We start from the raw sequence: 24,857 nt of genomic DNA, 5'->3' as shown, positions 1-24,857 counted from the left end.
AGGCTGCGTGGGCGTATCCGCGTCGCACACGCAACCTGCCGCTTCCCCGCCGCTCCGCCGCCTTTCTGCTTTCCGCAATCGCATCGCGTGACGTACCAACGGCACAGCATCGCCGCACCCGTCATGGCAAGCTGCGAGTCTTCCGATTCCTGCGCTCCCCCATGACCGCCCTTACCATCATCCACCTGAACGGCCCGATCAACAGCGGCAAGACGACGATCGGTCTCGCGCTCGCGCGCGTACTGCCCGACGCCCGCTTCATCGACGGCGACGATCACGATGCGCCCGAGGATGCACCATTCGACGTGCAGTGGGCGATCGCGCTCGAACGTCTCGTCACGCAGATCACGAACGCAGGTGAGCGTCATCTGGTCATCGCGTATCCGATCGGCGAAACGGAATTCGAGCGACTGCGCGCCGCCTGCGACGCGCGCGATGCGCGGCTGTTCGTCGTGACGCTCGCGCCGCCCGAAGCAGTCGCGGCGTCGAATCGCGGCACGCGTGCGCTGACAGACTGGGAGCGCAACCGGATCGCCGAGATGTATCGCGAAGGCTATGCGTCGCGGCCGTTCAGCCAGATGGTGCTCGATACGTCCGATGCGACACCCGATGCTTGTGCGGCGCGTATCGCACAACAAGTCGCGGCGACGGAGTCGTAACCGGCACACCTGCCCGCGCCCTTCACGCCGGCACGCGGATACCTCGCATCAGCCAGCGAAAACAACTTCTCCGGCTCGAATAGGAAAACGTTTACTCTTCCGATACTTCTTGCTAGCATCGTCCTCGATCGGCCTGAGCAGTTTCACGGAAAGCCGATCGCAAGCCTTGAAAATCCCGTAATTCCCGGCATCACTTTTCCAGCCTTCGAGCCTTACCTGCTTTCTGTATTTTGGAGTGCTTTCTACAGGCAACCGATCTCGTTTCGACGATCGCGCGCCTTAAAAGGAAAACGTTATCCACAACGTGGTGCCCAGCCACGGACCATCAGAGAGAGACACCATGAAGAACAGGATCATCCCGTGCGTCGTCGCCGTTCTGTCCGTTGCGTGCCTGTCCGCGTGCGGCGGCGACGATCCGGCCAGCCCGGCCGCCGCCGCACGCCAGCAGGCCACCGCGATGGCGCTCAGCCCGTCGAACCCGCCCGGCTCGAACTTCAACCTCGCGCCGTTCACGCTGCAGTTGCCGACCGGCTCGTCCGGCAAGGTCGACACCGTGAGCGGTTCGTCGCTCGCGGGCGGCTACGTGAACCCGACGTATTTCTATACGGACGGCAGCGACGGATCGATGGTGATGATGGACCCGACGCAGGGCTGGACGACGTCCGGCTCGCTGCATCCGCGCACCGAGTTGCGCGAGAACGCGATCTGGCCCACCTCCGGTACCAACCGGCTGAACGCGTCGGTGGCCGTCACGCAGGTGCCCGACCACACGACGATCGGCCAGATCTTCCAGGGCACCGGCCCGAGCAAGCCACTGTGCGAACTGCAGTTCACGTCCGGCGGCGTCGTGCAATTACTGCTCGAAAGCACCAACCAGGGCGGCAAGTCGACGACCACGCCGATCACCACGGTCGGCGTCGGCAAGAAGTTCAGCTACGCGCTGAGCCTGAGCGGCACGACGATCACCGTCACCGCGAACGGCACGACGAAGACCTTCACGATGGATTCGAGCTTCGACGGCGAAAGCTTCTACTTCAAGGCCGGCGACTACGACCAGACGGCCGTGTCCGGCACGCCGCTGACGACGCCCGGCACGATCGTGAAGTTCTATGCGCTGACGCTCACGCATAGCTGATCGCGCGGCACGACGCATGAACGCCGGGCAGGTTCGCGACGCGCGCCTGCCCGGCTATCCGGTGCTTACGAGTGATGCCGCACCCCCGGCACGACCGCTTCCCTCGCGCCCTTGCGGCTCAACATCAGCGTGACGACCGCCGACACCGCGAGCGTGCCCGCCACCACGTAGAGCCCCGCCGCATACCCGCCGGTCACGTGCTTCAACCAGCCGATCGCGAACGGCCCGACGAACCCGCCGAGATTGCCGATCGAATTGATCATCGCGATGCCCGCCGCCGCGCCGGCGCCGGACAGGAACGCGCTCGGCATCGCCCACAGCGGCGCCTTCGCGGCGCTGATTCCGATGTTGACGACCACCAGCGCGAGCACGGTCAGCAGCGCTGTGCTCGCCTGCCCCGCGAACACGAAGCCGATGCACGCGAGGACGCACGGAATCACGACGTGCCACGTGCGCTCGCCGGTACGATCCGAATGCCGCGCCCACACGATCATCGCGACGACGGCGGCGATGCTCGGGATCCCGGTGAGCAAGCCCGTCTGCAGCGCGGTGAAACCGAACTGCTTGACCATCAGCGGCGCCCACAGGCCGAGCGTGTACAGCCCCGCCGACGTGCCGAAGTAGATCAGCGCGAGCGCCAGCACGCGCGGGTCGCGCAGCGCCTGCCATGCGCCGGCCGTATGCCCGGCATGCGTGTGGCGCGCGTCGGCTTCGGCTTTCAGCTTCGCGACCAGCCAGTCGCGCTCGTCCGCGCGCAGCCACGCGGCCTTCGACGGCGCATCGGTCAGGCACCTGAGCACGACGAAGCCGAGCACGACCGCCGGCAGCGCTTCGACGATGTACAGCATCTGCCAGTCGGCGAGCCCGAACATCGGCGGCATCTGCATGATCGCGCCCGACAGCGGCGAACCGATCGCGGTCGAGATCGGCGCGGCCGCCATGAACCACGCGGCGGCCACCGCGCGCTGCTTCGCGGGAAACCACAGGCTCAGGTACAGGATGATGCCGGGGAAGAACCCGGCTTCGGCCATGCCGAGCAGGAAGCGCAGCACGTAGAAGCTCGTCGGCCCGGCCGCGAATGCGGACACGGCCGACACGATTCCCCACGTGATCATCACGCGCGCGATCCAGATGCGCGCGCCGACGCGATGAAGAATCAGGTTGGACGGCACCTCGAACAGGAAGTAGCCGATGAAGAACAGGCCGCCGCCGAACCCGAACGCGGTCGGCGACAGGCCGATCGCCTTGTTCATCGTCATCGCGGCAAAGCCGACGTTGACGCGATCGAGAAAGCTGACGAAGTAAAGCAGCATCACGAACGGAATGATGCGCCACATCAGTTTCCGCGCGACGCGGGTTTCCAGATCCGCTTGCATGTGTCTCCTCCTTCGAGGTCGAGCCGTCGAGTCGTGCTCGGTGTATGAATGCTCGCCGGCGCCGCGACGAAGCGCGTGGGCCGGCGCGCCCGGCTCGCGTCGGGCGCGCGAGTCGCGGGGCAGGAACATCCAGGGACGATGAACGGCCGACGCCCGGTAACCGGTTGCGCTCGCGCGCCGCCGCGGGTCGCTGGCCGCTATGTCGCGGGCCGCCTGCCCATCGCCGCGCGTGTCGTCAGGCGGCGACCGCCGCGTTCGCGACGCGCTCGCACACAGCCGCCGTCACCTGCGCGGTCGTCGCGCTGCCGCCGAGGTCGCGCGTATGCAGCGACGGGTCGGCCGTCACCGCCTCGATCGCCTGCATCACCCGCGCGGCGGCGGCCGTTTCGCCGAGGTGCTCGAGCAGCATCACGACCGACCAGAACGTGCCGACCGGATTCGCGAGCCCCTTGCCCATGATGTCGAACGCGGAGCCGTGGATCGGCTCGAACATCGACGGATAGCGGCGCTCGGGATCGATGTTGCCGGTGGGAGCGATGCCGAGGCTGCCGGCGAGCGCGGCCGCGAGATCGCTGAGGATGTCCGCATGCAGGTTGGTCGCGACGATCGTGTCGAGCGACGCCGGCCGGTTGACCATGCGCGCGGTCGCCGCATCGACGAGCTCCTTGTCCCACGTCACGTCGGGAAATTCCTGCGCGACCTGCTTCGCGATCTCGTCCCACATCACCATCGCGTGCCGCTGCGCGTTGCTCTTCGTGATCACGGTCAGCAGCTTGCGCGGGCGCGACTGCGCGAGCCGGAACGCGAAGCGCATGATGCGTTCGACGCCGGCACGCGTGAGGATCGACACGTCGGTCGCGGCCTCGATCGGATGGCCCTGGTGCACGCGGCCGCCGACGCCTGCATATTCGCCTTCCGAGTTCTCGCGGACGATCACCCAGTTCAGGTCGTCGGGCCCGCAGCGCTTCAGCGGCGCGTCGATGCCGGGCAGGATGCGCGTCGGGCGCACGTTCGCGTACTGGTCGAAGCCCTGGCAGATCTTCAGGCGCAGCCCCCACAGCGTCACGTGATCGGGCACGTCGGGGTCGCCCGCCGAGCCGAACAGGATCGCGTCCTTGCCGCGCAACGCGTCGAGGCCATCGGCCGGCATCATCGCGCCGTGCTGGCGGTAGTAGTCGGCGCCCCAGTCGAAATCCTCGAACTCGAATGCAAAGCGGTCGCTGCCGCGGGCCAGCGCTTCCAGCACCTGCTTGGCCGCAGGCACCACTTCCTTGCCGATCCCGTCGCCGGGAATCGTTGCGATACGGTAGGTCTTCATGCGCACATCCTCGATTGATCGTCAGCGTGGAGGCACTTTACCGAACCGGAAGTACGGGAACCGGTGCTAGACTCAAAGCATCTTTAACTTTGATTCACGAATCCCGACATGGCGGATACCGTTCAGCCGGCCGATCTCGGCTTCTTCTCGACGCTGGCCGCGTCGGGCAGCCTGAGCGCGGCCGCGCGCGAACTCGGGCTCACCGCGGCGGCCGTCAGCAAGCGGCTCACGCAGATGGAGCGGCGCGCGGGCGTGACGCTCGTGAACCGCACGACGCGGCGAATGATGCTGACGCCCGAAGGCGACGTGTATCTCGACTATGCGCGCCGGATCCTCGACCAGATGGACGAACTCGGCGAACTGCTCGGCAGCGCGAAGCAGCGCCCGAAGGGGCTGCTGCGCGTAAACGCGACGCTCGGCTTCGGGCGTAACCAGGTCGGCCCCGCAATCTCGCGCTTCGTCGCGCGTTATCCGGAGGTGTCGGTACAGCTGCAGTTGTCGGTGATGCCGCCGCCGCTCACCGACGACGCGTTCGACGTATGCATCCGCTTCGGCGAGCCGCCCGATACGCGGGTCGTCGCGCGGCGGCTCGCGCCGAACTGCCGGCTGCTGTGCGCGGCGCCCGCGTATCTCGCGCGGCACGGCACACCCGTCACACCGCACGACCTGACGCGGCACAACTGCATCGGCATCCGGCAGGGAGACGAGGGTTACGGAATCTGGCGCCTGACGAGCGGGCGCGGCGCATCACGCCACACGGAGGCCGTGCGGATCAACGGCAACCTGACGACGAACGATGGCGAGATCGCCGTGAAATGGGCGCTCGACGGGCACGGGATCCTGATGCGTGCGGAATGGGATCTGCGCGACTATCTCGCCGACGGCCGCCTGGTCGTCGTGCTGCCCGACTACGAGACGCCGAGCGCCGACATCTATGCGGTGTATGCGCAGCGCCACCAGATGTCCACGCGGATTCGGGCGTTCGTCGATTTTCTGGCGGACGAGCTGGGGCAGTGATCGGGACGCACGAAACGACGTACGTCGATTCAGGAGAGACCAACGTGCGGCTCGGTCAAAAGAGCCAATATTTCAGCTATTTCGTCAAAAAATCGCCAGAATATTGACACTTTCATATGAGCCGGCAGCGCCCGGCCGCCGCCGTCCGCTTCGCCACGGCAACCCGGCGGGATCATCGATCCGCTTCCGCAATCTCGTCGGTCAAGAGAGCGCACCCACGACGATTGCGAACCGTTGACCGCGCCTGACTCGACACTTGCTGGTCAAGCTGCGGCCATCTGGGCGTCCACCTGATCAACCCTGTCCGCGGCGCCCACCGTCGGCCGCCACACCCGTGCGGTGATCATGCCCGCATGGCCGCTCACCGCCGCCTCGAAACGCTCGCCGATCCAGTCGACGAACGCGCGCACACCGGGCGACACATGCGGCCGCTTCACGTAGACGGCCGACACCGCGATCGCGTCGGGCCGCCAGTGCGGCAGCACTTCCCGCAACCGCCCCGCGTCGATCAGCGGCTGCGCGGCGACGCGCGGCGGCTGGATCAGCCCGAGGCCGTGCATGCCGCACGCCAGATACGCTGGCTCGTCGTCCACGCTGACGATCCCGTCCATCCGCACCTTGCGCACCGCGCCATCGACGAGGAAATCGAGTTCGGCCGTGCGCTGCCCCGGCACGGACGACATGCCAACCGCGCGATGCGAGGCCAGATCGTCGAGCGTGCGCGGCACGCCGTGGCGGTCGAGATACGCGGGGCTCGCGCAGGTCACGCGCTCGAGCGCGCCGAGCCGGCGCGCGACGAGCGATGAATCGGGCAGTTCGCCGAGCCGGACACTGCAGTCGATCGCATCGCCCACGCGATCGGCCGCGCGCCCGGATACACCCAGCGTCAGCATCAGATCGGGATGCCGCGCATGAAACGCGCCAAGCGCCGGCAGCACGATCGCGTCCGCGACCGCCGCCGGCAGCTCGACGCGCAGCGGCCCGCTTGGATGCAGCGCGGCGCCGCGAATGCTGGCTTCGAGTTCGTCGACATCGGCCGTGATGCGCACGCAGCGCCGGTAATACGCATCGCCTTCGGGCGTCGCCCGCAGCGCGCGCGTCGTACGCACCAGCAAAGGCATGCCGAGCGCCGTTTCGAGCTCCTGCACGGTCCGCGTCGCGGTGGCCCGCGAAATGCCGAGCGCCTGCGCCGCACGCGTAAAGCTGTTCATTTCGACGATGCGCGTGAAGATGCGCATCGCGCGGATCGGATTGTCCACCGGACACCCCTGCATGTTTGCCGCATGCCGCGGCGCGCTTGCGCGCCGTGCATGCGTATCGAGGAACGCCGCGCCGCCGGCGCGGCAGAGACGGTTCAGCCGTTCGCCGCCACGGCGCCGCGCGCCGGGTGGTCGAGCAGCCGCTGCGCCAGCGCGAGCGCGTCGTCGCGGGTGGCTGCCGCGTTCAGCGGATAGCCCCACACCTTTTCAAACGCCCCCGAAAATGCGTTGAGCGCCACGCGCCGCGCTGCGTCGGGCTCGATCGCGATCATCGCGGGGATCCACTCACGCGACTGCGCGCGGTTGGCCTTGCTCCACTTCGCGAGCTGCTTGCGCAGTTCGTGATCGTCCCCGCCGCGATCGTCGCCGGACGGCGCATCGTCGGTCAGCAGAACGAACGGTTCGCGACGCGCCAGCAACGCGTCGAGCTCGGCAATCAGGCGGGCGGGATCGGTGTGCGCCGAACCGGTGTAACGCAACCAGACAAACGGGAATTCAGTCGTGACGATTTGCATGTCGGCCTCCAGATGAGAACGATTCTCATTTTATGGATCGAGGCCTGCGGCGTCATTTATCGTCCCGGCCAACCGCTTGCTCAATCCGGCCAATCGCGCATGCACGAAGGCGCGGCCTTCATCGTTCAGCGTTGCCGGTCGGTCAGGAATTGCGTCGGCGACTTGCCGGTCGCCTTGCGGAACATCGTCACGAAGCTGCTCGCGCTCTCGTAGCCGAGATCGATCGCGATCTGGTGCACGCGGCGGCCGGTCGTCAGCATCCGCAGCGACAGCGCGACGTGCAGCCGCCGGCGCCAGTCGCCGAGGCTCATCCCGAGCTCCTTCGCCGCGAGCCGCGTCAGGCTGCGCTCGCTGATACCCACGCGCCGCGCGAGTTCGGCCAGCGGCGACTTGTCGGCCGGATCGTCGAGCAGATGGTCGATCAGCTTGCGCAGGCGGCGATCGGCCGGCATCGGCAGGTACAGATCCTCGACCGGTGCCGCGACGAGTTCGTCGAGCAGCGTCGCCATCAGCCGCCCCTGCGGCCCGTCGACGTCGTACAGGTTCGGGAAGCTCGCCGCCTTCAGCAGCAGCTCGCGCAGCAGCGGCGACACCGACAGCGTGCAGCAGCGCGCTGGGAGGTCTAGCGCGGCGTCGGGTTCGACGAGCACCGCGTAGAACGTCGCGCCGGCCGAGCCGCGTGCCGCGTGCGGAACGTCGCCGGGAATCCACACCGTGCATTGCGGCGGCGCGCTCCACACGCCGCCGTCGATCTCGCAGTAGATGACGCCGCTCAACGTGTAGAGCAGCTGCGCCTGCGGATGGCTGTGCCGCTCCAGCCGCCATTCGGGCTCGACGACCGAGCCGCCGAACACGACGAGCGGACGCGGCACGTGGAAGACTTCGTCATCCGCTGCGGGATCGGTGGTCGGTGGAAGCTTGCGCATGAAACGGTGGACGATGGAGGAAGCCGGACGCGCTGCCCGCGCGTCCTTTCGTGCTTATACCAGAAAGGGGCCGGTGCGGCCCTGCCGCCGGGCCGCTGCCCGAGCTGCGTCTGCAGTCGGGCGGCGAAACGAATACAATGCCCCGATCCCCCGCCGCTGCGCCCACCTGCCGGAGCCGCCATGTTCGACCTGACCATGCTGACCACCTTCACGGCCGTCGTCCTGGGCCTGTTCCTGATTCCCGGCCCCGCCGTGCTGCTCGTGCTGAGCCGCACCGTGCAGGGCGGCCGCAAGACCGGCATCCTGACCGGCCTCGGCATCGCCAGCGGCGACTTCGTGCATACGCTGTTCGCGGCGGTCGGCCTGTCGGCACTGCTGATGACGTCGGCGCTCGCGTTCAACGTCGTGAAGGTGGTTGGCGCCGCGTACCTGATCTATCTCGGCGTGCGCGCGCTGATCGAGAAGCCGTCCGATCCGTCGCTGCCGAGCGTGTCGCCGGTCACGCCGCTCAAGGCGTACCTGCAAGCGATTCCCGCCGAAGTGCTGAATCCGAAGACCGCGCTGTTCTTCCTCGCGTTCATGCCGCAGTTCGTGCATCCGGAACGCGGCTCGACGTTCGTGCAGTTCGCGGTGCTCGGGCTGATCTTCGTCGTGCTCAGCTCGCTCTACACGACGCTGATCGCGTGCTCGATCCGCCCGCTCGGCCGCATCGTGAAGCGGCTCACGTGGCTCACGCGCTGGCAGGGCAAGATCATCGGCTCGATCTTCATCGCGCTCGGGCTGCGCGTGGCGGTGCAGCAGCGCTGACGCGCGCGGCCGCATGACGCCTGCCGCCGCGCCCGCCGGCGAAGCGCTCTACACCGACCCGCGCCTCGTCGCGGTCTACGACCTGTTCAACGCGGGCGACCAGGACTTCGCGTTCTACGCCTGCGTGATCGGCGCCGCACGGCAACGCATCCTCGATCTCGGCTGCGGCACCGGCACGTTCGCGCGCCGGCTCGCGGCAGCCGGGCATGATGTCACCGCGATCGATCCCGCAGCGGCGATGATCGAATACGCCCGACGCCAGCCCGGCGCCGACGCCGTGCACTGGCTCGCATGCGGGCTCGACAGCCTGCCGCCCGGCGCACCACCGTTCGATGCGGTCGTGATGACCGGGCATGCGTTCCAGTGCCTGCTGACCGACACGGAAATCGACGCGACGCTGCGCGGCGTGCGACGCGTGCTCGCCGACGGCGGCCGCTTCCTGTTCGACACCCGCAATCCGCGCATCCAGCCGTGGCGTAAATGGACACCGGAACATTCGGCACGCAACGTCGAGTCACGTGAAGCGGGCATCGTCGATCTTCATCATGCGGCGCGCTCGGTGGGGGGTGCGATCGTGACGTTCGACACGCACTACGGCTTCCGTCGCGACGGCACGGTGCTGACGAACACGAGCCGGCTGCGTTTCATCACGCAACCCGACCTGCAGGCACGCATAATCGCAGCCGGATTCTCGTCCGCCGATTGGTACGGCGACTGGCAGCACGCGCCGTTCGACGATGCGACCAGCGCGGAGATCGTCGCGATCTGCCGCGCCTGAGTGCGTGCGCGTGCTGCTACTGCGTCAGCCCGCCACGGGCAGCGTATCCACCGCATACGCATGCCGCAGCGTGCGGCCCAGCACCGGATCTTCCAGCTCGACCTCGAACCGCTCGGCCGGCCGGATGCCGCCGATCGCAGCAAGCGTGCCGCACAGCATCGCGGTGCCGTCGACGAAGCGGCCGTCATGGCGCGCGAACTGCGCGAGCAGATCGTCCGGCGCACGCATCGCGGTCACCTTGCCTTCCTGATACAGCACGCGCTCGCCGTCGATCGTCGCGTATGCGCGCAGCACGAGCTGATCCCAGTGCCCGGACACGTCGTCGAATTTCCACAGCGTGTTCGCGCACGGCTTGCCGCACATCTGCTTCGACACGGTGATCCCGTAAGTCTCGACTTCCCGGTCGGTATGGTCGGACGCGATGCCCACGAAAGTCTCGCCGCCGTCGCGCACCAGCACGAATTCCGCTTCGCCGCTGCTCTGCCCGCCCGATACCTGGATCGCGGGCGACGGATCGAGGCGATCGGCCGCGACGCGGTAGAACACCGGCGTCGTCGCCGGGCGCTTGACGCCGAGTGCCTCCAGCTCGCGGATGTGCTTCTCCATGGCGACCGTGTCGCGGCCGGTCCAGCCCGCGATCACGAGCGTGTCGATCGCGATCGCACGCTCGGTGCGGCCGTCGCGACCGTCGATCGCGAACGTGATGGTTTTCATCGAATGCTCCTCGTGGCGGGCAGCGCACGCGCTGCGCGCTGCCGCCCGCCGTGTGTCGTTATCGGCCGTGCTTACGCCGGGTCGTAGTAGTGGATCTCCAGCAGCACGCAGCCGCCGTTCGACTTGAACGGGCCGTGCCACGCGCCGGGCGGACGCACCGCGTACGTGTAGCCCTTGAACGGCGTGCCGCCGTTGCCGTGCTCGTCGTTGCCGACGGTCAGGTCGCCCTCGACGAGAAACACCTCTTCCCAGTAGTCGTGCACGAACGGCTTCGTCGTATGCAGCCCGGCCGGCAGGCGCAGCAGGCGCGTGCGGCTGCCGCGCTTGCGCTCGGTGTCGAGCGCGCCGGACAGGATCAGTTCCTGCGCGCCGGACGCCGGGTCATAGCCTTCCGGCAGCCGCCAATCGCGCTGCATGTCCAGCGTATGGAATTCGTCGTGAAGCTTGTCGATGGCCATCTGTCTCTCCTGTGGCGATAGCGGGTGAGTCGGACGCACGGCGACGCATCAGGCGGCATGCGGCGTCGACAGTTCCTGGTTCAGCGAATAGCTGCCGAGCATCGAATCGACGAGATGCGACGCACGCTGCCAGTCGTACGTGCGATACGCGTGCCCCTTCGTGACGAACGATGCGCCGGCATAGAACAGCTCGTACTGGTTGTGGCGCGATGCGAATTCGGAGCCGACCGCATCCCACGCGAGCTTGAAGAACTTCACGCGTTCCTCGGACGAACACACGGGCGACTTCTGCGTTTTCTCGATGATGCGCAGCAAGTCGGGGTTCTCGAAGTCGCGCACGCTGGACGGCAGCATGATCATTCCGCCGCCGGCGAGCTCGCGCAGCGTGTTGAGCACCTTCGAATAGAGCTGCTGCGTGACGACCTGCGAGCCGTACAGCATGGTGCGGTCGGGCACGTAGAAGCCGTTGACGACGGTACCCTTCGCTTCCATCCCGTAGACCCATGCCTCGACCATCGACGCTTCGGCCGCGAGCTGGCCCAGCGTTTCGCGCACCTGCGGGAACGTATTCGTGCCGTTGACCTCGGAGATCTTCAACCCGAGCCCGACGAGGAAGCGCAGCTTCGTCATCAGCCGCACCTGGCATTGGTAGTTCTGGTACACGTGCGCGGGCGTCGCGTGGAACTGCTTCGCGCACATCGCCGTGTTGCCGGCGACGAAGATCCGCTCCCACGGCACCTTCACGTCGTCGAAATACAGCACCGCGTCGTTCTCGTCGAAGCGGCTCGACAGCGGGTTGTCGAACACCGACGTCGCGTTCTCCTCGTACGACTTGCGCGACAGGATCTTCATGCCCTTCGCGTTCATCGGCACCGCGAACGACAGCGCGTACATCTCGTCGCCTTCGCGCAGCGGCTGGATGCAGCTGCAGAACACCTCGTTCGCCATGATCCCGCTCGTCGCGAGCATCTTCGCGCCGCGTACCGTGATGCCTTCGGCATCCTGATCGACGATGCCGACCGCGAGGTACTTGTCCTCCTGCTCGTGCGCGGACTTCGACTGGTTCGCCTGCGGATTCACGATCACGTAAGTCAGGAACAGGTCGTTGTCGCGCGCATAGCGGTAGTAGTCGCGCAGTGCGCCCGCGCGTGCCGGATCGTATTGCTCGAACACGTCGGCGCCCATATACATACCCGCCAGGCACGACGCGACATGGTCAGGCGAGCGGCCCATGAAGCCGTAATGCAGCTCCGACCACGCTTCCAGCGCGGCACGGCGTTCGACGAGTTCGTCATAGGACGTCGGCAGTTGCCAGATCCGGCTGACGCGGTTGCCCGAGTCGGGCGAGACGAACGTCATCTTCTCGACGTTCTCGTCGCGCGCCTGATAGTCGTACAGGCTCGCGTAGCTGCGAATCGAATTGCGGAATGCCGCATGCGCGGTCACGTCGCCGACCGGCTGGCCGTTCAAGTAGACCTGCCGCCCGTCGCGCAGCGACGCGATGTGCCGAGTCCCGTTCTTGATCATGGTGTCCTCCAGGGTGGAATGAAGCGTGGGTTGCATTCAGGCCGACGGCGCGTGCATGCCGTCGAGCGTGCGGTAGCGGCCGCCGAAGAAGATCAGCGGGCGCCCTTCCGAACGCGCGCAGTGCCGCGTCACGCGGCCGACGAAGATCACGTGGTCACCGCCGTCGTACTGCGCATAGGGTTCGCATTCGAATGTCGCGAGCGCGTCGGGCAGCAGCACCGCGCCATCGTCATCGGCCGCGTCGGCACGCCAGCCCCACTTGTCGCCGTTCGCCTTCGCGAAACAGTTCGACAGGTGCTGCTGCGTCTCGTCGAGCACGTTGACCGCATAGCCGCCCGCGCCGGCCAGGTCGCCGAGGCTCAGGCTGCGACGGTCGACCGAGAACAGGATCAGCGGCGGATCCAGCGACACCGAATTGAACGATGCGACCGTGATGCCGATCGGCATCCCCTCCTTGCGCGGGGCGGTAATCACCGCGACGCCCGTCGCGAACATCGACAGCGCCGTGCGAAAGCGCCGCTGCGCGTCGGCGCCCGCGCCTGTTCCAGCCTGGTTCTCGCTCATCTCGTCCTCCTTGGGTTGCATCGCCGGATTCCGCAGTGGAATCCGGCCCAACAAGGCACCGTTATTTAGCTTTGTTATTTAGCTTTTATTAAATGTAAACACAAAGGCGGGTTCAAGCTGTCGTAAACCCTGACCTTGAAAGCTTTGTTTGAAAGACAACCCTACTGGCGGGATGGATGTTGCGCGGCGTCCGGGAATGTCCACGTACACTGCGGCTACCCTGTTCCCCGGTGCATTCGGGCACCGCGGGAGACACCGTTTTCCGGAGCCGCATCGATGCAACCCCGTCCGATCTACATGGACTACAGCGCGACGACGCCCGTCGATCCGCGCGTGGTCGACAAAATGGTGCCGTTCCTGCACGAGCAGTTCGGCAACCCGGCTTCACGCAGCCACAGTTACGGCTGGGAGGCCGAGCAGGCCGTCGAGGAAGCGCGCGCACACGTCGCCGCATTGCTCGGCGCCGATCCGCGCGAAATCGTGTGGACGTCCGGCGCGACCGAGGGCAACAACCTCGCGATCAAGGGTGCGGCGCACTTCTACCAGGGCAAGGGCAAGCATCTCGTCACCGTGAAGACCGAGCACAAGGCCGTACTCGATACGTGCCGCGAACTCGAACGCCAGGGCTTCGACGTCACGTATCTCGACGTGCGCGAAGACGGCCTGCTCGATCTCGATACGGTGCAGCAGGCGCTGCGCGCCGACACGATCCTGGTGTCGGTGATGCTCGCGAACAATGAAACGGGCGTGATCCAGCCGGTGGCCGAGATCGGTGCGCTGTGCCGCGCGCACGGCATCGTGTTCCATTGCGACGCGGTGCAGGCGGCCGGCAAGATTCCGGTCGACGTGAATGCGCTGAACGTCGACCTGCTGACGGTGACCGCACACAAGGTCTACGGCCCGAAGGGAATCGGCGCGCTGTACGTGCGCCGCAAGCCGCGCGTGCGGATCGAGGCGCAGATGCACGGCGGCGGCCATGAGCGCGGGATGCGCTCGGGCACGCTGCCCACGCACCAGATCGTCGGGATGGGCGAGGCGTTCCGGCTCGCGAAGGAAGAGATGGAGGAAGAAAGCCGCCGCGTCGGCGCCTTGCGCGACCGGTTGCTGGCCGGCCTGTCGACGCTCGACGAGGTCTACGTGAACGGCGATCTCGCCCGCCGGATTCCGCACAACCTGAACGTCAGCTTCAATTTCGTCGAAGGCGAATCGCTGATCATGGGGATCAAGGGTGTCGCGGTATCGTCAGGCTCCGCGTGCACGTCGGCATCGCTGGAGCCGTCGTACGTGCTGCGCGCGCTGGGCCGCAGCGACGAGCTTGCGCACAGCTCGATCCGCTTCACGCTCGGCCGCTTCACGACCGAAGCCGAAGTCGATAGCGTGATCGCGCAGGTGCGCGACACGGTCGGCAAGCTGCGTGAGCTGAGCCCGCTGTGGGACATGCATCTCGAAGGGGTCGACCTGAATACGATCGAGTGGGCCGCGCACTGAGCACAGCCGAAGCGTCGGGCCGGCCGGCGATCGCGAGCAGGCCTGACGCTCGCGCGCGTCAGCCTTTTTCCTGGCGCGCGATCAGGTGGGCGAGATCGAGCGTCGCGCGATCGCCGTTGGTGACGAGGCGGTCGATCACCGAGCAGAGCGCCTTGAATTCGGTCTTCGTCACACCCTCGAACAGCACGTTGTTGATGCGCTGCTGCGTATCGGCGAACGCCTTCAGCAGCTTCGAGCCGGCCGGCGTGACCGTGAGCCGCATCTTGCGCTTGTCGTCGGGGTCCGAGCGTTTGTCGATCAGGCCGAGCTTCTTCAGCTTGCCGGTCTCGATCGTGACGAATGCGCCGCTCAGGTGCAGGTGATCGGCGAGACGGTTGACGGTCACGACATCGTCGTGCGACAGATGCGAAACCGAGACGAGCAGCGAATACTGGATGCCGGTGAGGCCGATCAGCGAGCCGAAGCCGTCGCGCACCGACAGCAGGCGGGCCGCGAACGGCAGCAGCCCGTTGATCAGATGGCGAAATTCCGTGTCCGTGCCGTCGATCAGGCAGGCCGGGTTGGTAATGGTCAGAACGGACTCCTCTTGCTGCTTGGCCATGACTTCGACGCTCCGTACGGTCATGCGAATTTAGCTTTGAAACGAAATTATACGGCAAAGGCACATCCGCCCCTGGCCCGGCCCGGCCGGTGAATGTGTCCCGATTTCCCGATACAGGAGGCGCGTCCATGCCCTTTCCACTTCATCCCGCATCGGTTCGCGCGCTGCTCGAATGCTATCTGCGCGCGAAGGACCTGAACCGGCCCGCGCTGATCGCCGACTGCTTCGCGGCCGATGCCGAGCTGAGCTTTTCGCTCGCGAACGACGATATCGATTTTCCGCCGCGCGTGACGGGTGCGGCCGCGATTGCACGCACGCTGGTGGAGGAATTCGGCGAGCGGTTCGAGCGCTGCCGGACGTATTACGTTTGCACGGAACCCGAAGTCGACTCACAGGGCGCCAGCGGGATGTCGTGGCTCGTCGTGATGCGGCAGAAGGACAACGGCGCGTTGCGGATCGGGCATGGCACGTACCGCTGGCAGTTCGCGGGCAACGGCGAGAGCGAACACGCCGTGCGGATTGCCGCGGTGCATATTCATATCGCACGGATGGATACGATCGACGATCCGCAGTCGGCGAAACTCGATGCGCTGCACGCGACGTTCGGGTATCCGTGGCTGCCGGCGCACGCGTTCGCGCGCGGGCTCGCGGATGTCGCGGCAGCGCAACCGGAATGGACATTCCTGGCGCCATTCCGGCAGGCAGCCGCGGCCGGTTGAAGCGCGGCCGGGCACGCAACCGCATCACGGCGCGGGCGCTAACTGTCGCGCCCGGCCAGGAGCTGCGCGGCCGTCATCACGCGCGGATCGTCGCTCGTCAGATCCTCGCCGTAATAAGCGATCGTCGCCTGATCGTCGAGCAATAGCGGAATCGCGACCCGCCCGCACAACGTCCGCTCGACTGCTTCGCCGAACGTGAATCCGCACAGATACACGCCGTCGACCACGCAGTTCGTCGCGAACACACGCCCCTGCGCATCGACATAAAACTCGGCGTACCCGAGATCGTCCTCGGCAACACCGATCATCGTCGTCCCGAGTGCCTGTTCCCACGCGGCAATCTGATGATTCTGGTTCGCCAGCGCATGAAACGCGAGCCCCATCCGCGCGCAGGTTTCCCCGCGGCGATCGGCGCGATCCGTTCCCACGATCAACCCGTCGAACGCACGCAGGATCGTATCGCCCGGATGCTCTCCATCGTGCGACGACACCCGGCCCTCTGCATCGCCGCGCCAACCGGCTGCGACAAATAGCGGCCTGACAGCCGAAGGAATTTCGATCAAGACAACGCTCCTGAAGTTTTCACACACGAAACGGCGCGCATCGACGGCCGCCGCCGATGAGGCATCGCACCTACCGGCCCTTCACTGCACCCCGTCGAGCGCCTGCCGCACCCCGTCCCAATCCAGCCCGAACCGCGCGAGATACTTGCGCAGCCGGTCCGCATCGTTCGGCTGCTTCTTGCTCTGCCGCGACACCGCGAACAGCGTGCGTCCCGCCTCCGACAGGCTGGCCGACACGCGGCACACGTCGAGCACGCGTTCGAGCTGCGCACGGTCGAACAGGTCGAGTTCCGCCGCACGCGCACCGAACACCGCGTCGACGCAGGCATCGGACGCACCCGCGCCGCCCGGCGACGACCACGTGCGCGTCAGCCGTTCGACTTCCTGCTCGGCGAGCGCTTCGGTGATCCGCCCGGCATCGGCCAGCGTCGCCATCCGTGTGACCGACGCGGACAGCTCGCGGAAGTTGCCGGCCCACACCGCGCGTGGCGACGCGGCGAACGCGAGATAGCGCCGCTTCGCCTCGACGTTGAACCGCACCTGCTCGCCCTGCTCGCGGCCGAAACGGTCGAGTTCGAATTCGAGGTTCGGCTCGATGTCCTCGCGCCGCTCGGCCAGCCCCGGCAATTCGTATGTCCACAGGTTGATCCGCGCGTAGAGATCTTCGCGGAACGTGCCGGCCGCCACCATCTGCCGCAGGTCGCGGTGCGTGCCCGCGATCAGCTCGAAATCGCTGGTCGCCTCGACGTCCGCGCCGACCGGCAGGAAACGCTTCTCCTCGATCGCCTTCAGCAGCATCGCCTGCTCGTCGAGCCCGAGCTCGCCGATCTCGTCGAGAAACAGCAGGCCGCCGTCCGCCGCGCGCAGCAGCCCGGCCCGCGCCGACTGCGCGCCCGTGAACGCGCCCTTCACGTGACCGAACAGCGTCGACATCGCCGCGTCGCCGCGCAGCGTCGCGCAGTTGATCTCGATGAACGGCCCCGCGAGCCGATGACGGCCGCGCTTCAGCTCGTACACGCGCTTCGCGAGAAACGACTTGCCGGCACCCGTCGGCCCGACCAGCAGCATCGGCGCGCGCGAACGCACGGCCACGCGTTCCAGTTGCTCGATCAGCGCGTTGAAGCGCGCGTTGCGCGTCGCAATGCCGGCCTTCAGGAACGACACCGTTTCGTCGCGCTCGCGCGTGAAGCGCTGCGCGATGCGGTTGTAGCGCGACAGGTCGAGATCGATCACCGACATCGTGCCGGGCCCGCTCAGTCCTTCGTCGGTCTTCTGCGGCGGCGCCGTCTGCGCGAGACGCGCAGGCAGGTAGCGCGCCTCCGCCAGCAGGAACCAGCAGATCTGCGCGACGTGCGTGCCCGTCGTGATGTGGATCAGGTAGTCCTCGCGGTCGAGATCGAACGGATAGGCGCGCGCGAAATCGTGCAGCGTGGCGTAGACCTCCTCGAAATCCCACGGATCGCGAATCTCCATCGGGATGAGCCGCACGTCAGTGTGCGGCGACACACGCTCGAGATCCTGCTTCACGCGGTTCGCGAGACGCGCGTAGTTTGGCGCGTGCAACAGTTCGAGCCGGTCGATCGGCGTGTCGCGCTGCTCGCACAGCGAAATCGTCGGCCGCCAGTTGCGCCAGCGGCGCTGCGAGCCGCCGCCCTGGTCGAGCACGGTACCGAGAAACCCGATCGCAACAGTCTTTCGCATGTTTATCTCATAGGATAAGAAGCGATCCGATTGTATCGAATTTTTCTGATCAAGCCACCGCCGGAGATTCAGATCCATTCCGGACTAAAAATAATTTTCCCTTTTACTTCAATGGCTTGAGATTTTTATCGAGCACCGAGTCACCCGCTGGCACGCTCCTCGCTAAATAGAAAGCGCCGGATGTCCCGCTGGCCCACGAGTCAGGGTTCACCAAGCCCTGCTGGTGCGCCGCCGCCGAACCTGGTTCGTCGCGGCAGCGCATGTCGCCATGGGCAGACGAAGGCAAACGGGCGCGTACTGGAACTTCGCCCGGGTTCGAGTCCCGGGGCGCCCTCCGTTCGGTAGCTCATTTGGGTAGAGCAGCCGGCGCAAGCCGGTGTGTAGCGGGTTCGAATCCCGCTCGAACACTGTCCACAAGGACAGTCTCTTGATAGAAGCAGTACCCGCCGGTGCGGGCCGCAAGGCCCGCCGCGCGTCGGACCGGTTGCGGTTCCGCGCGATCGGCCGGACGGCCGCACGGCCCGCGCGAAGGCGCACAACGACGCGATGCAGGATGCGTCGCCGTGCACTTCGACGCGGGGCCAGCGCGCCGCCCGCCCGGTTGCGTCGCCCCGCGATCCGCACGATGCGTGTCACCCGGCGGTCATTGAAGAAAAGGACAAGAATATGTGGATGCGACATGTCGTGAAAAAGAACGAACGCGCGCTGCTGATGAATGAGGGCGATTTCGTGAAGGTGCTGGAACCGGGCGTGTTCAAGGCCTTCGACCCGCTCAAGCGTTTGTCGGTGCAGACCGCGCGTCTCGACGCGCCGCTCGCCGACGCGGCACTGGCCGATTACCTGCGTCACGACGCGCCCGACGTGCTCGCGCAGCACTTCGTCGCGATGGATCTCGCCGATGATGAAGCGGGCCTGCGCTACGAAAACGACGTGCTCGTCGAGATCCTGGCGCCGGGCACGCGCCGGCTGTACTGGCGCGGCCTGACCGCGCATCGTCTCGAACGCGTCGATCTCGCGCAGGACAGCATGCTGCCGGCCGCGCTCGTGAAGCGCATCGCGCAACCGGCGCTGCGTGCACGCGGCGTGGCGGGCCTGACGGGCGTGCTGCTGGCGCAGGTGCCGGCGTACCACGTCGGCGTGCTGAAGATCGACGGCAAGATCGAGCGGTTGCTGGACGCTGGCGTAGCGGCGTTCTGGCGCTTCAACCGTGACGTCGCGGTCGAACTCGTCGACCTGCGTTTGCAGGCGATCGAAGTCGGCGGACAGGAAATCCTGACGCGCGACAAGGTCGCGCTGCGGCTGAACCTGTCGGCGACGTGGTGCTACGCGGACGTGCTGCATGCGTTCGGCCAGCTGCAGAAGCCGGTCGAGCACCTGTATCGCGAGCTGCAGTTCGCACTGCGATCGGCGGTCGGCACGCGCTCGCTCGACGAGCTGCTGGAAGACAAGCAGTCGATCGACGACGTCGTGATCGCGCAGGTGCGTGCCCGTCTCGGCCATTCCGGCGTGGATGTGCGCAGCGTCGGCGTGAAGGATATCGTGCTGCCGGGCGACATGAAGACGATCCTCGCGCAGGTGGTCGAGGCAGAGAAATCCGCGCAGGCGAACGTGATTCGCCGCCGCGAGGAAACGGCGGCCACGCGTTCGCTGTTGAACACCGCGAAGGTGATGGAAGAAAACCCGACCGCGCTGCGGCTCAAGGAGCTGGAAACGCTCGAGCGCGTCGCGGAACGGATCGACCGCATCTCGGTGTTCGGCGGTCTCGACCAGGTGCTGAACGGACTCGTCAGCATCAAGGGCGCGCAATGAATGGACAGGCACGGCGCACGCGCGCCGTGCCTCGTGAACAAAGTAGCAAGGTGATGAACATGAGTGAAATGGATTACCAGGTCATGGAACTGGCCAACGGCAAGCCGGTGAAGATGTGGACGCAAGGCGTCGCCGTTGAAGACGAAGCACGCGCGCAACTGCGCAATACCGCGCAGATGCCGTTCATCTTCAGCCACGTCGCGGTGATGCCGGACGTCCACCTCGGCAAGGGCTCGACGATCGGCAGCGTGATCCCGACGAAGGGCGCGATCATTCCGGCCGCGGTCGGCGTCGACATCGGCTGCGGGATGATGGCCGCGCGCACGACGCTGACGGCGTCCGACCTGCCGGATTCGCTCGCGGGCCTGCGCAGCGCGATCGAACGCGCGGTGCCGCACGGCCGCGCGCCGGGCCGCCGCGATCCGGGCGCGTGGGGCGACCGCACGCCGGCCGCCGTGACCGAATCGTGGAAGTCGCTGCAACCGGGCTTCCAGCGGATCGTCGACAAGTATCCGAAGCTGGAAAAGACGAACCACTACGCGCATCTCGGCACGCTCGGCACCGGCAACCACTTCATCGAAGTGTGCGTCGACGAAGCGGACCACGTGTGGTTCATGCTGCACAGCGGCTCGCGCGGCGTCGGCAATGCGATCGGCAGCCTGTTCATCGAACTCGCGCAGGCCGACATGCGGCAGCACATCGCGAACCTGCCAGATCGCAACCTCGCGTATTTCACCGAGGGCAGCCGGCACTTCGACGACTACGTCGAGGCGGTCGGCTGGGCGCAGGACTACGCGCGCCGCAACCGGCAGGCCATGATGGATGCAGTGATCGGTGCAGCACGCGGCGTGATCGCCAAGCCGTTCGCGGTCGACGAACACGCGGTGAACTGCCACCACAACTACGTGCAGCGCGAACGCCACTTCGGCGAAGACGTGCTCGTGACGCGCAAGGGTGCGGTGTCGGCGCAGAAGGGGCAGCTCGGGATCATTCCGGGCTCGATGGGGGCGAAGAGCTTCATCGTGCGCGGGCTCGGCAACCCGGACAGCTTCTGTTCGTGCAGCCACGGCGCGGGCCGGACGATGAGCCGCACCGAAGCGAAGCGCCGCTTCACCGTCGACGACCAGGTGAAGGCAACCCAGGGCGTCGAATGCCGGAAGGACGCGGGCGTCGTCGACGAAATCCCGATGGCCTACAAGGACATCGACGCGGTGATGGCGGCCCAGCGCAGCCTCGTCGAAGTGGTGCATACGCTGCGCCAGGTGGTGTGCGTGAAAGGATAGCGCGGTGCGCGGCCGATGGCCGGCGGCCGCGCACAACGAAAGGGAAACGACAACAATGAAAACGGAAAAAATGACGACCGTGCGCAGCGCGCATCCGGTCGATCCGACCGTGCGGGCGCGTGTGATGGCGGAGCTCGCGGAAGTCGAGCGCCGCCACGACGTGAGCGTGCTGTTCGCGTGCGAATCGGGCAGCCGCGGCTGGGGGTTCGCATCACCGGACAGTGACTACGACGTGCGCTTCGTGTATGCGCACCGGCGCGACTGGTACCTGAGCGTCGAACCGCAACGCGACGTGATCGAGCGGCCGCTCGACGACGAGCTCGACGTCAGCGGCTGGGAGTTGCGCAAGGCGCTGCAACTGCTGCGCCGCTCGAACCCGACGCTGCTCGAATGGCTCGACTCGCCCGTCGTGTATCGCGAAGACGCGCGCTGGGCGCCGCGGCTCAGGTCGCTCGCGTCGGCGTTCTTCTCGCCGGTGCGCGGGCGTCACCACTACCTTGCGATGGCGAAGAAGAACTTTCGCGGCTATCTCCAAGGCGACACGGTACGTTACAAGAAGTACCTGTACGTGCTGCGGCCGCTGCTCGCGGTGCGCTGGATCGACATGGGGCTCGGAATGCCGCCGATGCGCTTCGCGGATCTCGTCGACGGCACCGTGCACGAGCCGGCGGTGCGCGCGGAACTCGACGCATTGCTCGCGCTGAAGATGAGCGCGAACGAAAGCGAGTACGGGCCGCGCCGGCCGGCGATCCACGCGCTCGTCGAGACGATGCTCGCCGATGCCGAACACGATCGCGAATACAAGCGGCCGTGGGGCGACGTGGCGATGCTCGATGCGTTCCTGCGCGACGTGGTCGACGGTCGATGAAACGTGAACGGCGCGATGCCTCTGGGTGTCGCGCCGTTTTCCGCATCCGCACTTGTCCGATCAATGCAGGCCAGCAATGAACGTGCCCACACTCTACACATCGTCGTCACGATCGCAGCCCATTGCGGCGGTATACTCGATGCCGTTCGCCAAAGCGCGCCGCCGCATGCGCCGCAGCCTTCGACCTGCCCCGCTTGCTGACGATGCGCTTGCAGCCCGACGTCTTCCGCCCGCCCATCCACAGTCGATACGAACCGTCATGTCGCACCGCCTTTCGCTCGCCATCGCCGCCCTCCTCGCCGTTTCCCCGATCGTTGCCCAGGCTCGCCCGCTCGCGCGGCCGCCGGTCGAACGCGATTTCAAGAACTGGTCGGTCGTCTGCGACAACGGCAACCGTTGCATTGCCGAAAACCACGCCGACGATATCGACGACGCACGCACCCGCCTCATCCTGCGCGTGACGCGCGATGCCGGCCCGGACGCGCAAGCCTCGCTCGACCTCTACGCGTCGGCGCCGCTGGACCTGCGCACTGCACGCGTGGATGGCCGCCCGTTCGATGTAATGGCGGCCCAATGGCATGCGTTCGGCGGCAAGCCGGACGACGACGAAGCCCATCCGTTCCGGGTTCGGACCACCGATCCGGCAACGGTTGCCGCATGGCTCACCGCGTCGCGCAATGCGCAACTGCTGAGCTTCGGCGATCCGGCGTCGGCCCAAACTGCCCGCACGCCGTTGACGGGATTGAATGCCGCGCTGCTGTTGATCGACGACACGCAGGGCCGTGTCGGCACCGTCACCGCGCTGCTGCGCCCGGGCACCCGGCCCGCGTCGTCGGTGCCGGCCGCGCCGGCACTGCCGCCCGCCGTCACGCCGGCACCGGCCGTCGCGAACCTGTCGGCCGCCGAGCAACGCCCGCTCGTCGACGCGGTGTTCGCGAAGTTCGGTGGCGACGTGAAGCAATGTGCGGCCAATGTCGAAGACGAAATGTCGGCGAGCGATCGCCGGAAGGCGTCGCGCGCCGTGGCGATTTCCGCCGACGAAGCGCTGGTCGCGATACCGTGCCAGACCAGCAGCATGTATAACCACACCGACCTGTGGTATCGCGTGCGACGGACGGCACCGTTCACGCCGACGGCGATGAATTTCGGCGAGAACGCGAACGCGGGACTCGATTCGGCATCGTTCACGAACGAACTGACCGAGGCCGGCTACGATCCCGCCAGCGCGACGCTGTCGAGCAAGGTGAGGCTGCGCAGCGCCGGTGATTGCGGTTCGACTGCATCGTGGATCTTCGACGGCCGGCGCTTCATGCTCGGCGATATCGCCACGCACGGCACGTGCAACGGCCTGTTCGACGATCAGTGGCCACGCCTGTATCGACGGGCCGATGCGGCAGGAAACCACTGACGCACACATCGCACCGAAACACACCGGCAGAGATAACGCATAACAAACCGAGGGGCCGAACCATGCATCACCCGTTCATCGGCGCGTCGCGCCACGCGAGCGCGACGCGGCACACGCGCGGCTGGCGCGGCGCGCTTGCGTTCGCGCTGATCGCCATCACCGCATTCGTGTCCGCGCCGGTACGTGCGGCAAACGCCGACGATTCGGTCGAAATCCCGTTCTGGTCGCGGAACTGGACCGGCACGATCGGCAACCGGCATGTCGAAGTCACGTTGTCGCGCGTGGCCGACACGGTATCGGGCTCGTACTGCTACGCGCCCTGCACGTCCGACAAACGCTATCGGCTCGCATTGAAGGGAACGCTCGACGCGCACGGTGTCACGCTGTCGGAACGCGACAGCGGCGCGAAAGCCAACGCCGATCGCGTGACGGGTACGTGGCGCACTGCATCCCTCGACAACGCCGTGACCGGTACGTGGGCATCGCCGGACGGCAAACGCACGCTGCCCGTCTCGCTCGCACCGAAACAGGACGGCAGGCCGTTCCCTTACGACATCCGCCTCGTCGCGGACAAGCTGCCGGACGACAGCGGTTCGTGCAACGACCCGCCGCACGTTTCCGCGATTCGCCTGTACGATCGCGGCCGCCTCGTGCAGACACTGCGGACCGATTCGCAAGGCACCTGCGGCCTGCCCACGCCCGAATTCGCCGACGTGAACTTCGACGGCTGGCCCGACCTGATGCTTGCGCAAGGGATGGGGGCGAGCCCGAACATTCCGTACCAGACGTGGATATACGATCCGAAGACGCGGCATTTCGTCGATGCGCCGCAAGGGCTGCAGGGCATCACGTCGCCGGACTTCGATCCCGCGCACCGGATCATCTGGACGAGCTGGCGCGCGAGCTGCTGCGAGCATGGCGTGACGACCTACCGCTGGCAAGGCAACGACGTGAAGGAAGTCGACACGGCCAGCAGCTACCTGCTGCCCGTGCTCGACGGGAACACGCGTCGTTATTGCTACGTCGTGCCCGGCTACGGCGACGGTTACATCGAGTTTCCGCAGCGCATCGAGCAGACCGACACCGGGCTGCGCTCGACGCTGGGCAACCCGAAGGAGTGCGAGGCGAACGCATCCCCGTGGATGTCGCGCGTGTACATCGATATCTGGAAGCCGGGTGCACCCAGCCACGCGCCGACGCTGGTACGCACCGAAAAGGTCACGTGGAAGCGCACGCAAACCCGCACCGGCATGAAGTTCTGCCCCGATGTTCCGTTCTACGACAACGGCCGCATCCGCCGCATCGTGTTGCGCGACGATCCCGACCAGTGCGAAGAGAAGCATCCCGACAAGAACTAGCGTGCG

The 24,857-nt window shown here is 66.6% G+C and carries 24 protein-coding genes and 1 tRNA gene; 13 read left to right on the top strand and 12 right to left on the bottom strand.

Annotation, left to right across the window (positions count from 1 at the left end):
- Positions 1-161 precede the first annotated feature (161 nt).
- Complete coding sequence (locus CFB50_RS21985) at positions 162-659, top strand: shikimate kinase (RefSeq protein WP_089447240.1); 498 nt, start codon at positions 162-164, stop codon at positions 657-659.
- Between the two features lie 340 nt (positions 660-999).
- A complete protein-coding gene (locus tag CFB50_RS21980) occupies positions 1,000-1,794 on the top strand; it encodes a polysaccharide lyase family 7 protein (RefSeq protein ID WP_089447239.1) in 795 nt (264 codons plus the stop codon).
- A gap of 65 nt (positions 1,795-1,859) precedes the next feature.
- On the opposite strand, the gene CFB50_RS21975 is transcribed toward CFB50_RS21980, so the two are convergent.
- Both CFB50_RS21975 and CFB50_RS21970 read right to left on the bottom strand, forming a co-directional pair.
- Positions 1,860-3,170 (bottom strand): MFS transporter, encoded by a 1,311-nt coding sequence (locus tag CFB50_RS21975; protein WP_089447238.1) that lies wholly within the window; start codon positions 3,168-3,170, stop codon positions 1,860-1,862.
- A 235-nt stretch (positions 3,171-3,405) separates the two neighbouring features.
- Positions 3,406-4,488 (bottom strand): tartrate dehydrogenase, encoded by a 1,083-nt coding sequence (locus CFB50_RS21970; protein ID WP_089447237.1) that lies wholly within the window; start codon positions 4,486-4,488, stop codon positions 3,406-3,408.
- 108 nt (positions 4,489-4,596) lie between these two features.
- Between CFB50_RS21970 and CFB50_RS21965 the strand changes: the two genes are divergently transcribed.
- The gene (locus CFB50_RS21965; protein ID WP_089447236.1) at positions 4,597-5,505 is read left to right on the top strand and encodes a LysR substrate-binding domain-containing protein; all 909 of its coding nucleotides are present in this window, start codon (positions 4,597-4,599) and stop codon (positions 5,503-5,505) included.
- A 263-nt stretch (positions 5,506-5,768) separates the two neighbouring features.
- On the opposite strand, the gene CFB50_RS21960 is transcribed toward CFB50_RS21965, so the two are convergent.
- From CFB50_RS21960 to CFB50_RS21950, 3 genes are all read right to left on the bottom strand, one after another.
- A complete protein-coding gene (locus CFB50_RS21960; protein WP_256979200.1) occupies positions 5,769-6,764 on the bottom strand; it encodes a LysR family transcriptional regulator in 996 nt (331 codons plus the stop codon).
- Positions 6,765-6,859: 95 nt separating this feature from the next.
- Complete coding sequence (locus CFB50_RS21955; RefSeq protein WP_089447235.1) at positions 6,860-7,279, bottom strand: ATP--cob(I)alamin adenosyltransferase; 420 nt, start codon at positions 7,277-7,279, stop codon at positions 6,860-6,862.
- Between the two features lie 125 nt (positions 7,280-7,404).
- On the bottom strand, positions 7,405-8,205 hold the full coding sequence (locus tag CFB50_RS21950; protein WP_089447234.1) for an AraC family transcriptional regulator: 801 nt from the start codon (positions 8,203-8,205) through the stop codon (positions 7,405-7,407).
- A gap of 180 nt (positions 8,206-8,385) precedes the next feature.
- Here CFB50_RS21950 and CFB50_RS21945 point away from each other — a divergent pair, with 180 nt between their 5' ends.
- Together CFB50_RS21945 and CFB50_RS21940 are read left to right on the top strand one after the other, a co-directional pair.
- On the top strand, positions 8,386-9,012 hold the full coding sequence (locus tag CFB50_RS21945; protein WP_089447233.1) for a LysE family translocator: 627 nt from the start codon (positions 8,386-8,388) through the stop codon (positions 9,010-9,012).
- Between the two features lie 13 nt (positions 9,013-9,025).
- The gene (locus tag CFB50_RS21940) at positions 9,026-9,790 is read left to right on the top strand and encodes a class I SAM-dependent methyltransferase (RefSeq protein WP_089447232.1); all 765 of its coding nucleotides are present in this window, start codon (positions 9,026-9,028) and stop codon (positions 9,788-9,790) included.
- A gap of 24 nt (positions 9,791-9,814) precedes the next feature.
- Here CFB50_RS21940 and CFB50_RS21935 read toward each other — a convergent pair whose 3' ends face one another.
- The 4 genes from CFB50_RS21935 to CFB50_RS21920 all read right to left on the bottom strand — a co-directional run bounded on the left by CFB50_RS21935 (position 9,815) and on the right by CFB50_RS21920 (position 13,074).
- Positions 9,815-10,504, bottom strand: coding sequence for a DUF2848 domain-containing protein (locus CFB50_RS21935; RefSeq protein ID WP_089447231.1), 690 nt, complete (start codon positions 10,502-10,504; stop codon positions 9,815-9,817).
- Between the two features lie 71 nt (positions 10,505-10,575).
- On the bottom strand, positions 10,576-10,962 hold the full coding sequence (locus tag CFB50_RS21930) for a cupin (RefSeq protein WP_089447230.1): 387 nt from the start codon (positions 10,960-10,962) through the stop codon (positions 10,576-10,578).
- Positions 10,963-11,010: 48 nt separating this feature from the next.
- Positions 11,011-12,489: a 4-hydroxyphenylacetate 3-hydroxylase family protein gene (locus CFB50_RS21925; protein ID WP_089447229.1), complete on the bottom strand. Its 1,479-nt coding sequence runs from the start codon at positions 12,487-12,489 to the stop codon at positions 11,011-11,013.
- A 36-nt stretch (positions 12,490-12,525) separates the two neighbouring features.
- A complete protein-coding gene (locus CFB50_RS21920; RefSeq protein ID WP_089447228.1) occupies positions 12,526-13,074 on the bottom strand; it encodes a flavin reductase family protein in 549 nt (182 codons plus the stop codon).
- A gap of 255 nt (positions 13,075-13,329) precedes the next feature.
- Here CFB50_RS21920 and CFB50_RS21915 point away from each other — a divergent pair, with 255 nt between their 5' ends.
- Positions 13,330-14,541, top strand: coding sequence for an IscS subfamily cysteine desulfurase (locus CFB50_RS21915; protein WP_089447227.1), 1,212 nt, complete (start codon positions 13,330-13,332; stop codon positions 14,539-14,541).
- Positions 14,542-14,599: 58 nt separating this feature from the next.
- Here CFB50_RS21915 and CFB50_RS21910 read toward each other — a convergent pair whose 3' ends face one another.
- Positions 14,600-15,142 (bottom strand): MarR family winged helix-turn-helix transcriptional regulator, encoded by a 543-nt coding sequence (locus CFB50_RS21910; protein ID WP_069252868.1) that lies wholly within the window; start codon positions 15,140-15,142, stop codon positions 14,600-14,602.
- 128 nt (positions 15,143-15,270) lie between these two features.
- On the opposite strand from CFB50_RS21910, the gene CFB50_RS21905 reads away from it, so the two are divergent.
- A complete protein-coding gene (locus CFB50_RS21905) occupies positions 15,271-15,861 on the top strand; it encodes a nuclear transport factor 2 family protein (RefSeq protein WP_089447226.1) in 591 nt (196 codons plus the stop codon).
- 38 nt (positions 15,862-15,899) lie between these two features.
- Here CFB50_RS21905 and CFB50_RS21900 read toward each other — a convergent pair whose 3' ends face one another.
- Positions 15,900-16,352 (bottom strand): SUKH-3 domain-containing protein, encoded by a 453-nt coding sequence (locus tag CFB50_RS21900; protein ID WP_256979196.1) that lies wholly within the window; start codon positions 16,350-16,352, stop codon positions 15,900-15,902.
- Positions 16,353-16,505: 153 nt separating this feature from the next.
- Positions 16,506-18,125 carry an RNA repair transcriptional activator RtcR gene (gene rtcR / locus CFB50_RS21895; protein WP_089447224.1) on the bottom strand — a complete coding sequence of 540 codons (1,620 nt, stop codon included), beginning with the start codon at positions 18,123-18,125 and terminating at the stop codon, positions 16,506-16,508.
- A 335-nt stretch (positions 18,126-18,460) separates the two neighbouring features.
- On the opposite strand from rtcR, the gene CFB50_RS21890 reads away from it, so the two are divergent.
- The 6 genes from CFB50_RS21890 (at position 18,461) to CFB50_RS21865 (ending at position 24,851) form a co-directional block, all read left to right on the top strand.
- Positions 18,461-18,533: transfer RNA gene (locus CFB50_RS21890), tRNA-Cys, on the top strand.
- A 258-nt stretch (positions 18,534-18,791) separates the two neighbouring features.
- Positions 18,792-19,934 carry a slipin family protein gene (locus CFB50_RS21885; protein WP_089448389.1) on the top strand — a complete coding sequence of 381 codons (1,143 nt, stop codon included), beginning with the start codon at positions 18,792-18,794 and terminating at the stop codon, positions 19,932-19,934.
- 59 nt (positions 19,935-19,993) lie between these two features.
- Entirely contained in the window at positions 19,994-21,217 is a 1,224-nt protein-coding gene (locus tag CFB50_RS21880) for an RtcB family protein (RefSeq protein WP_089448388.1), read from the top strand.
- 55 nt (positions 21,218-21,272) lie between these two features.
- The gene (locus CFB50_RS21875) at positions 21,273-22,085 is read left to right on the top strand and encodes a nucleotidyltransferase domain-containing protein (protein WP_089447223.1); all 813 of its coding nucleotides are present in this window, start codon (positions 21,273-21,275) and stop codon (positions 22,083-22,085) included.
- Between the two features lie 259 nt (positions 22,086-22,344).
- Positions 22,345-23,493, top strand: coding sequence for a DUF1176 domain-containing protein (locus CFB50_RS21870; protein ID WP_179254210.1), 1,149 nt, complete (start codon positions 22,345-22,347; stop codon positions 23,491-23,493).
- 62 nt (positions 23,494-23,555) lie between these two features.
- Positions 23,556-24,851, top strand: a complete 1,296-nt coding sequence (locus CFB50_RS21865; RefSeq protein ID WP_089447221.1) for an XAC2610-related protein — start codon at positions 23,556-23,558, stop codon at positions 24,849-24,851.
- The last annotated feature ends 6 nt before the right edge of the window (positions 24,852-24,857 follow it).

Source organism: Burkholderia sp. AU33423, from assembly GCF_002223135.1.
GTDB lineage: Bacteria > Pseudomonadota > Gammaproteobacteria > Burkholderiales > Burkholderiaceae > Burkholderia > Burkholderia lata_D.
Note: the sequence above shows the minus strand (reverse complement) of the source record. Positions and strands in the feature narration are given on the sequence as shown.

Coding starts and splice junctions, on each gene's coding strand:
- CFB50_RS21985 (WP_089447240.1), top strand. CDS start 162: ATGACCGCCCTTACCATCATCCACCTGAACGGCCCGATCAACAGCGGC.
- CFB50_RS21980 (WP_089447239.1), top strand. CDS start 1,000: ATGAAGAACAGGATCATCCCGTGCGTCGTCGCCGTTCTGTCCGTTGCG.
- CFB50_RS21975 (WP_089447238.1), bottom strand. CDS start 3,170: ATGCAAGCGGATCTGGAAACCCGCGTCGCGCGGAAACTGATGTGGCGC.
- CFB50_RS21970 (WP_089447237.1), bottom strand. CDS start 4,488: ATGAAGACCTACCGTATCGCAACGATTCCCGGCGACGGGATCGGCAAG.
- CFB50_RS21965 (WP_089447236.1), top strand. CDS start 4,597: ATGGCGGATACCGTTCAGCCGGCCGATCTCGGCTTCTTCTCGACGCTG.
- CFB50_RS21955 (WP_089447235.1), bottom strand. CDS start 7,279: ATGCAAATCGTCACGACTGAATTCCCGTTTGTCTGGTTGCGTTACACC.
- CFB50_RS21950 (WP_089447234.1), bottom strand. CDS start 8,205: ATGCGCAAGCTTCCACCGACCACCGATCCCGCAGCGGATGACGAAGTC.
- CFB50_RS21945 (WP_089447233.1), top strand. CDS start 8,386: ATGTTCGACCTGACCATGCTGACCACCTTCACGGCCGTCGTCCTGGGC.
- CFB50_RS21940 (WP_089447232.1), top strand. CDS start 9,026: ATGACGCCTGCCGCCGCGCCCGCCGGCGAAGCGCTCTACACCGACCCG.
- CFB50_RS21935 (WP_089447231.1), bottom strand. CDS start 10,504: ATGAAAACCATCACGTTCGCGATCGACGGTCGCGACGGCCGCACCGAG.
- CFB50_RS21930 (WP_089447230.1), bottom strand. CDS start 10,962: ATGGCCATCGACAAGCTTCACGACGAATTCCATACGCTGGACATGCAG.
- CFB50_RS21925 (WP_089447229.1), bottom strand. CDS start 12,489: ATGATCAAGAACGGGACTCGGCACATCGCGTCGCTGCGCGACGGGCGG.
- CFB50_RS21920 (WP_089447228.1), bottom strand. CDS start 13,074: ATGCAACCCAAGGAGGACGAGATGAGCGAGAACCAGGCTGGAACAGGC.
- CFB50_RS21915 (WP_089447227.1), top strand. CDS start 13,330: ATGCAACCCCGTCCGATCTACATGGACTACAGCGCGACGACGCCCGTC.
- CFB50_RS21910 (WP_069252868.1), bottom strand. CDS start 15,142: ATGGCCAAGCAGCAAGAGGAGTCCGTTCTGACCATTACCAACCCGGCC.
- CFB50_RS21905 (WP_089447226.1), top strand. CDS start 15,271: ATGCCCTTTCCACTTCATCCCGCATCGGTTCGCGCGCTGCTCGAATGC.
- rtcR (WP_089447224.1), bottom strand. CDS start 18,125: ATGCGAAAGACTGTTGCGATCGGGTTTCTCGGTACCGTGCTCGACCAG.
- CFB50_RS21885 (WP_089448389.1), top strand. CDS start 18,792: ATGTGGATGCGACATGTCGTGAAAAAGAACGAACGCGCGCTGCTGATG.
- CFB50_RS21880 (WP_089448388.1), top strand. CDS start 19,994: ATGAGTGAAATGGATTACCAGGTCATGGAACTGGCCAACGGCAAGCCG.
- CFB50_RS21875 (WP_089447223.1), top strand. CDS start 21,273: ATGAAAACGGAAAAAATGACGACCGTGCGCAGCGCGCATCCGGTCGAT.
- CFB50_RS21870 (WP_179254210.1), top strand. CDS start 22,345: ATGTCGCACCGCCTTTCGCTCGCCATCGCCGCCCTCCTCGCCGTTTCC.
- CFB50_RS21865 (WP_089447221.1), top strand. CDS start 23,556: ATGCATCACCCGTTCATCGGCGCGTCGCGCCACGCGAGCGCGACGCGG.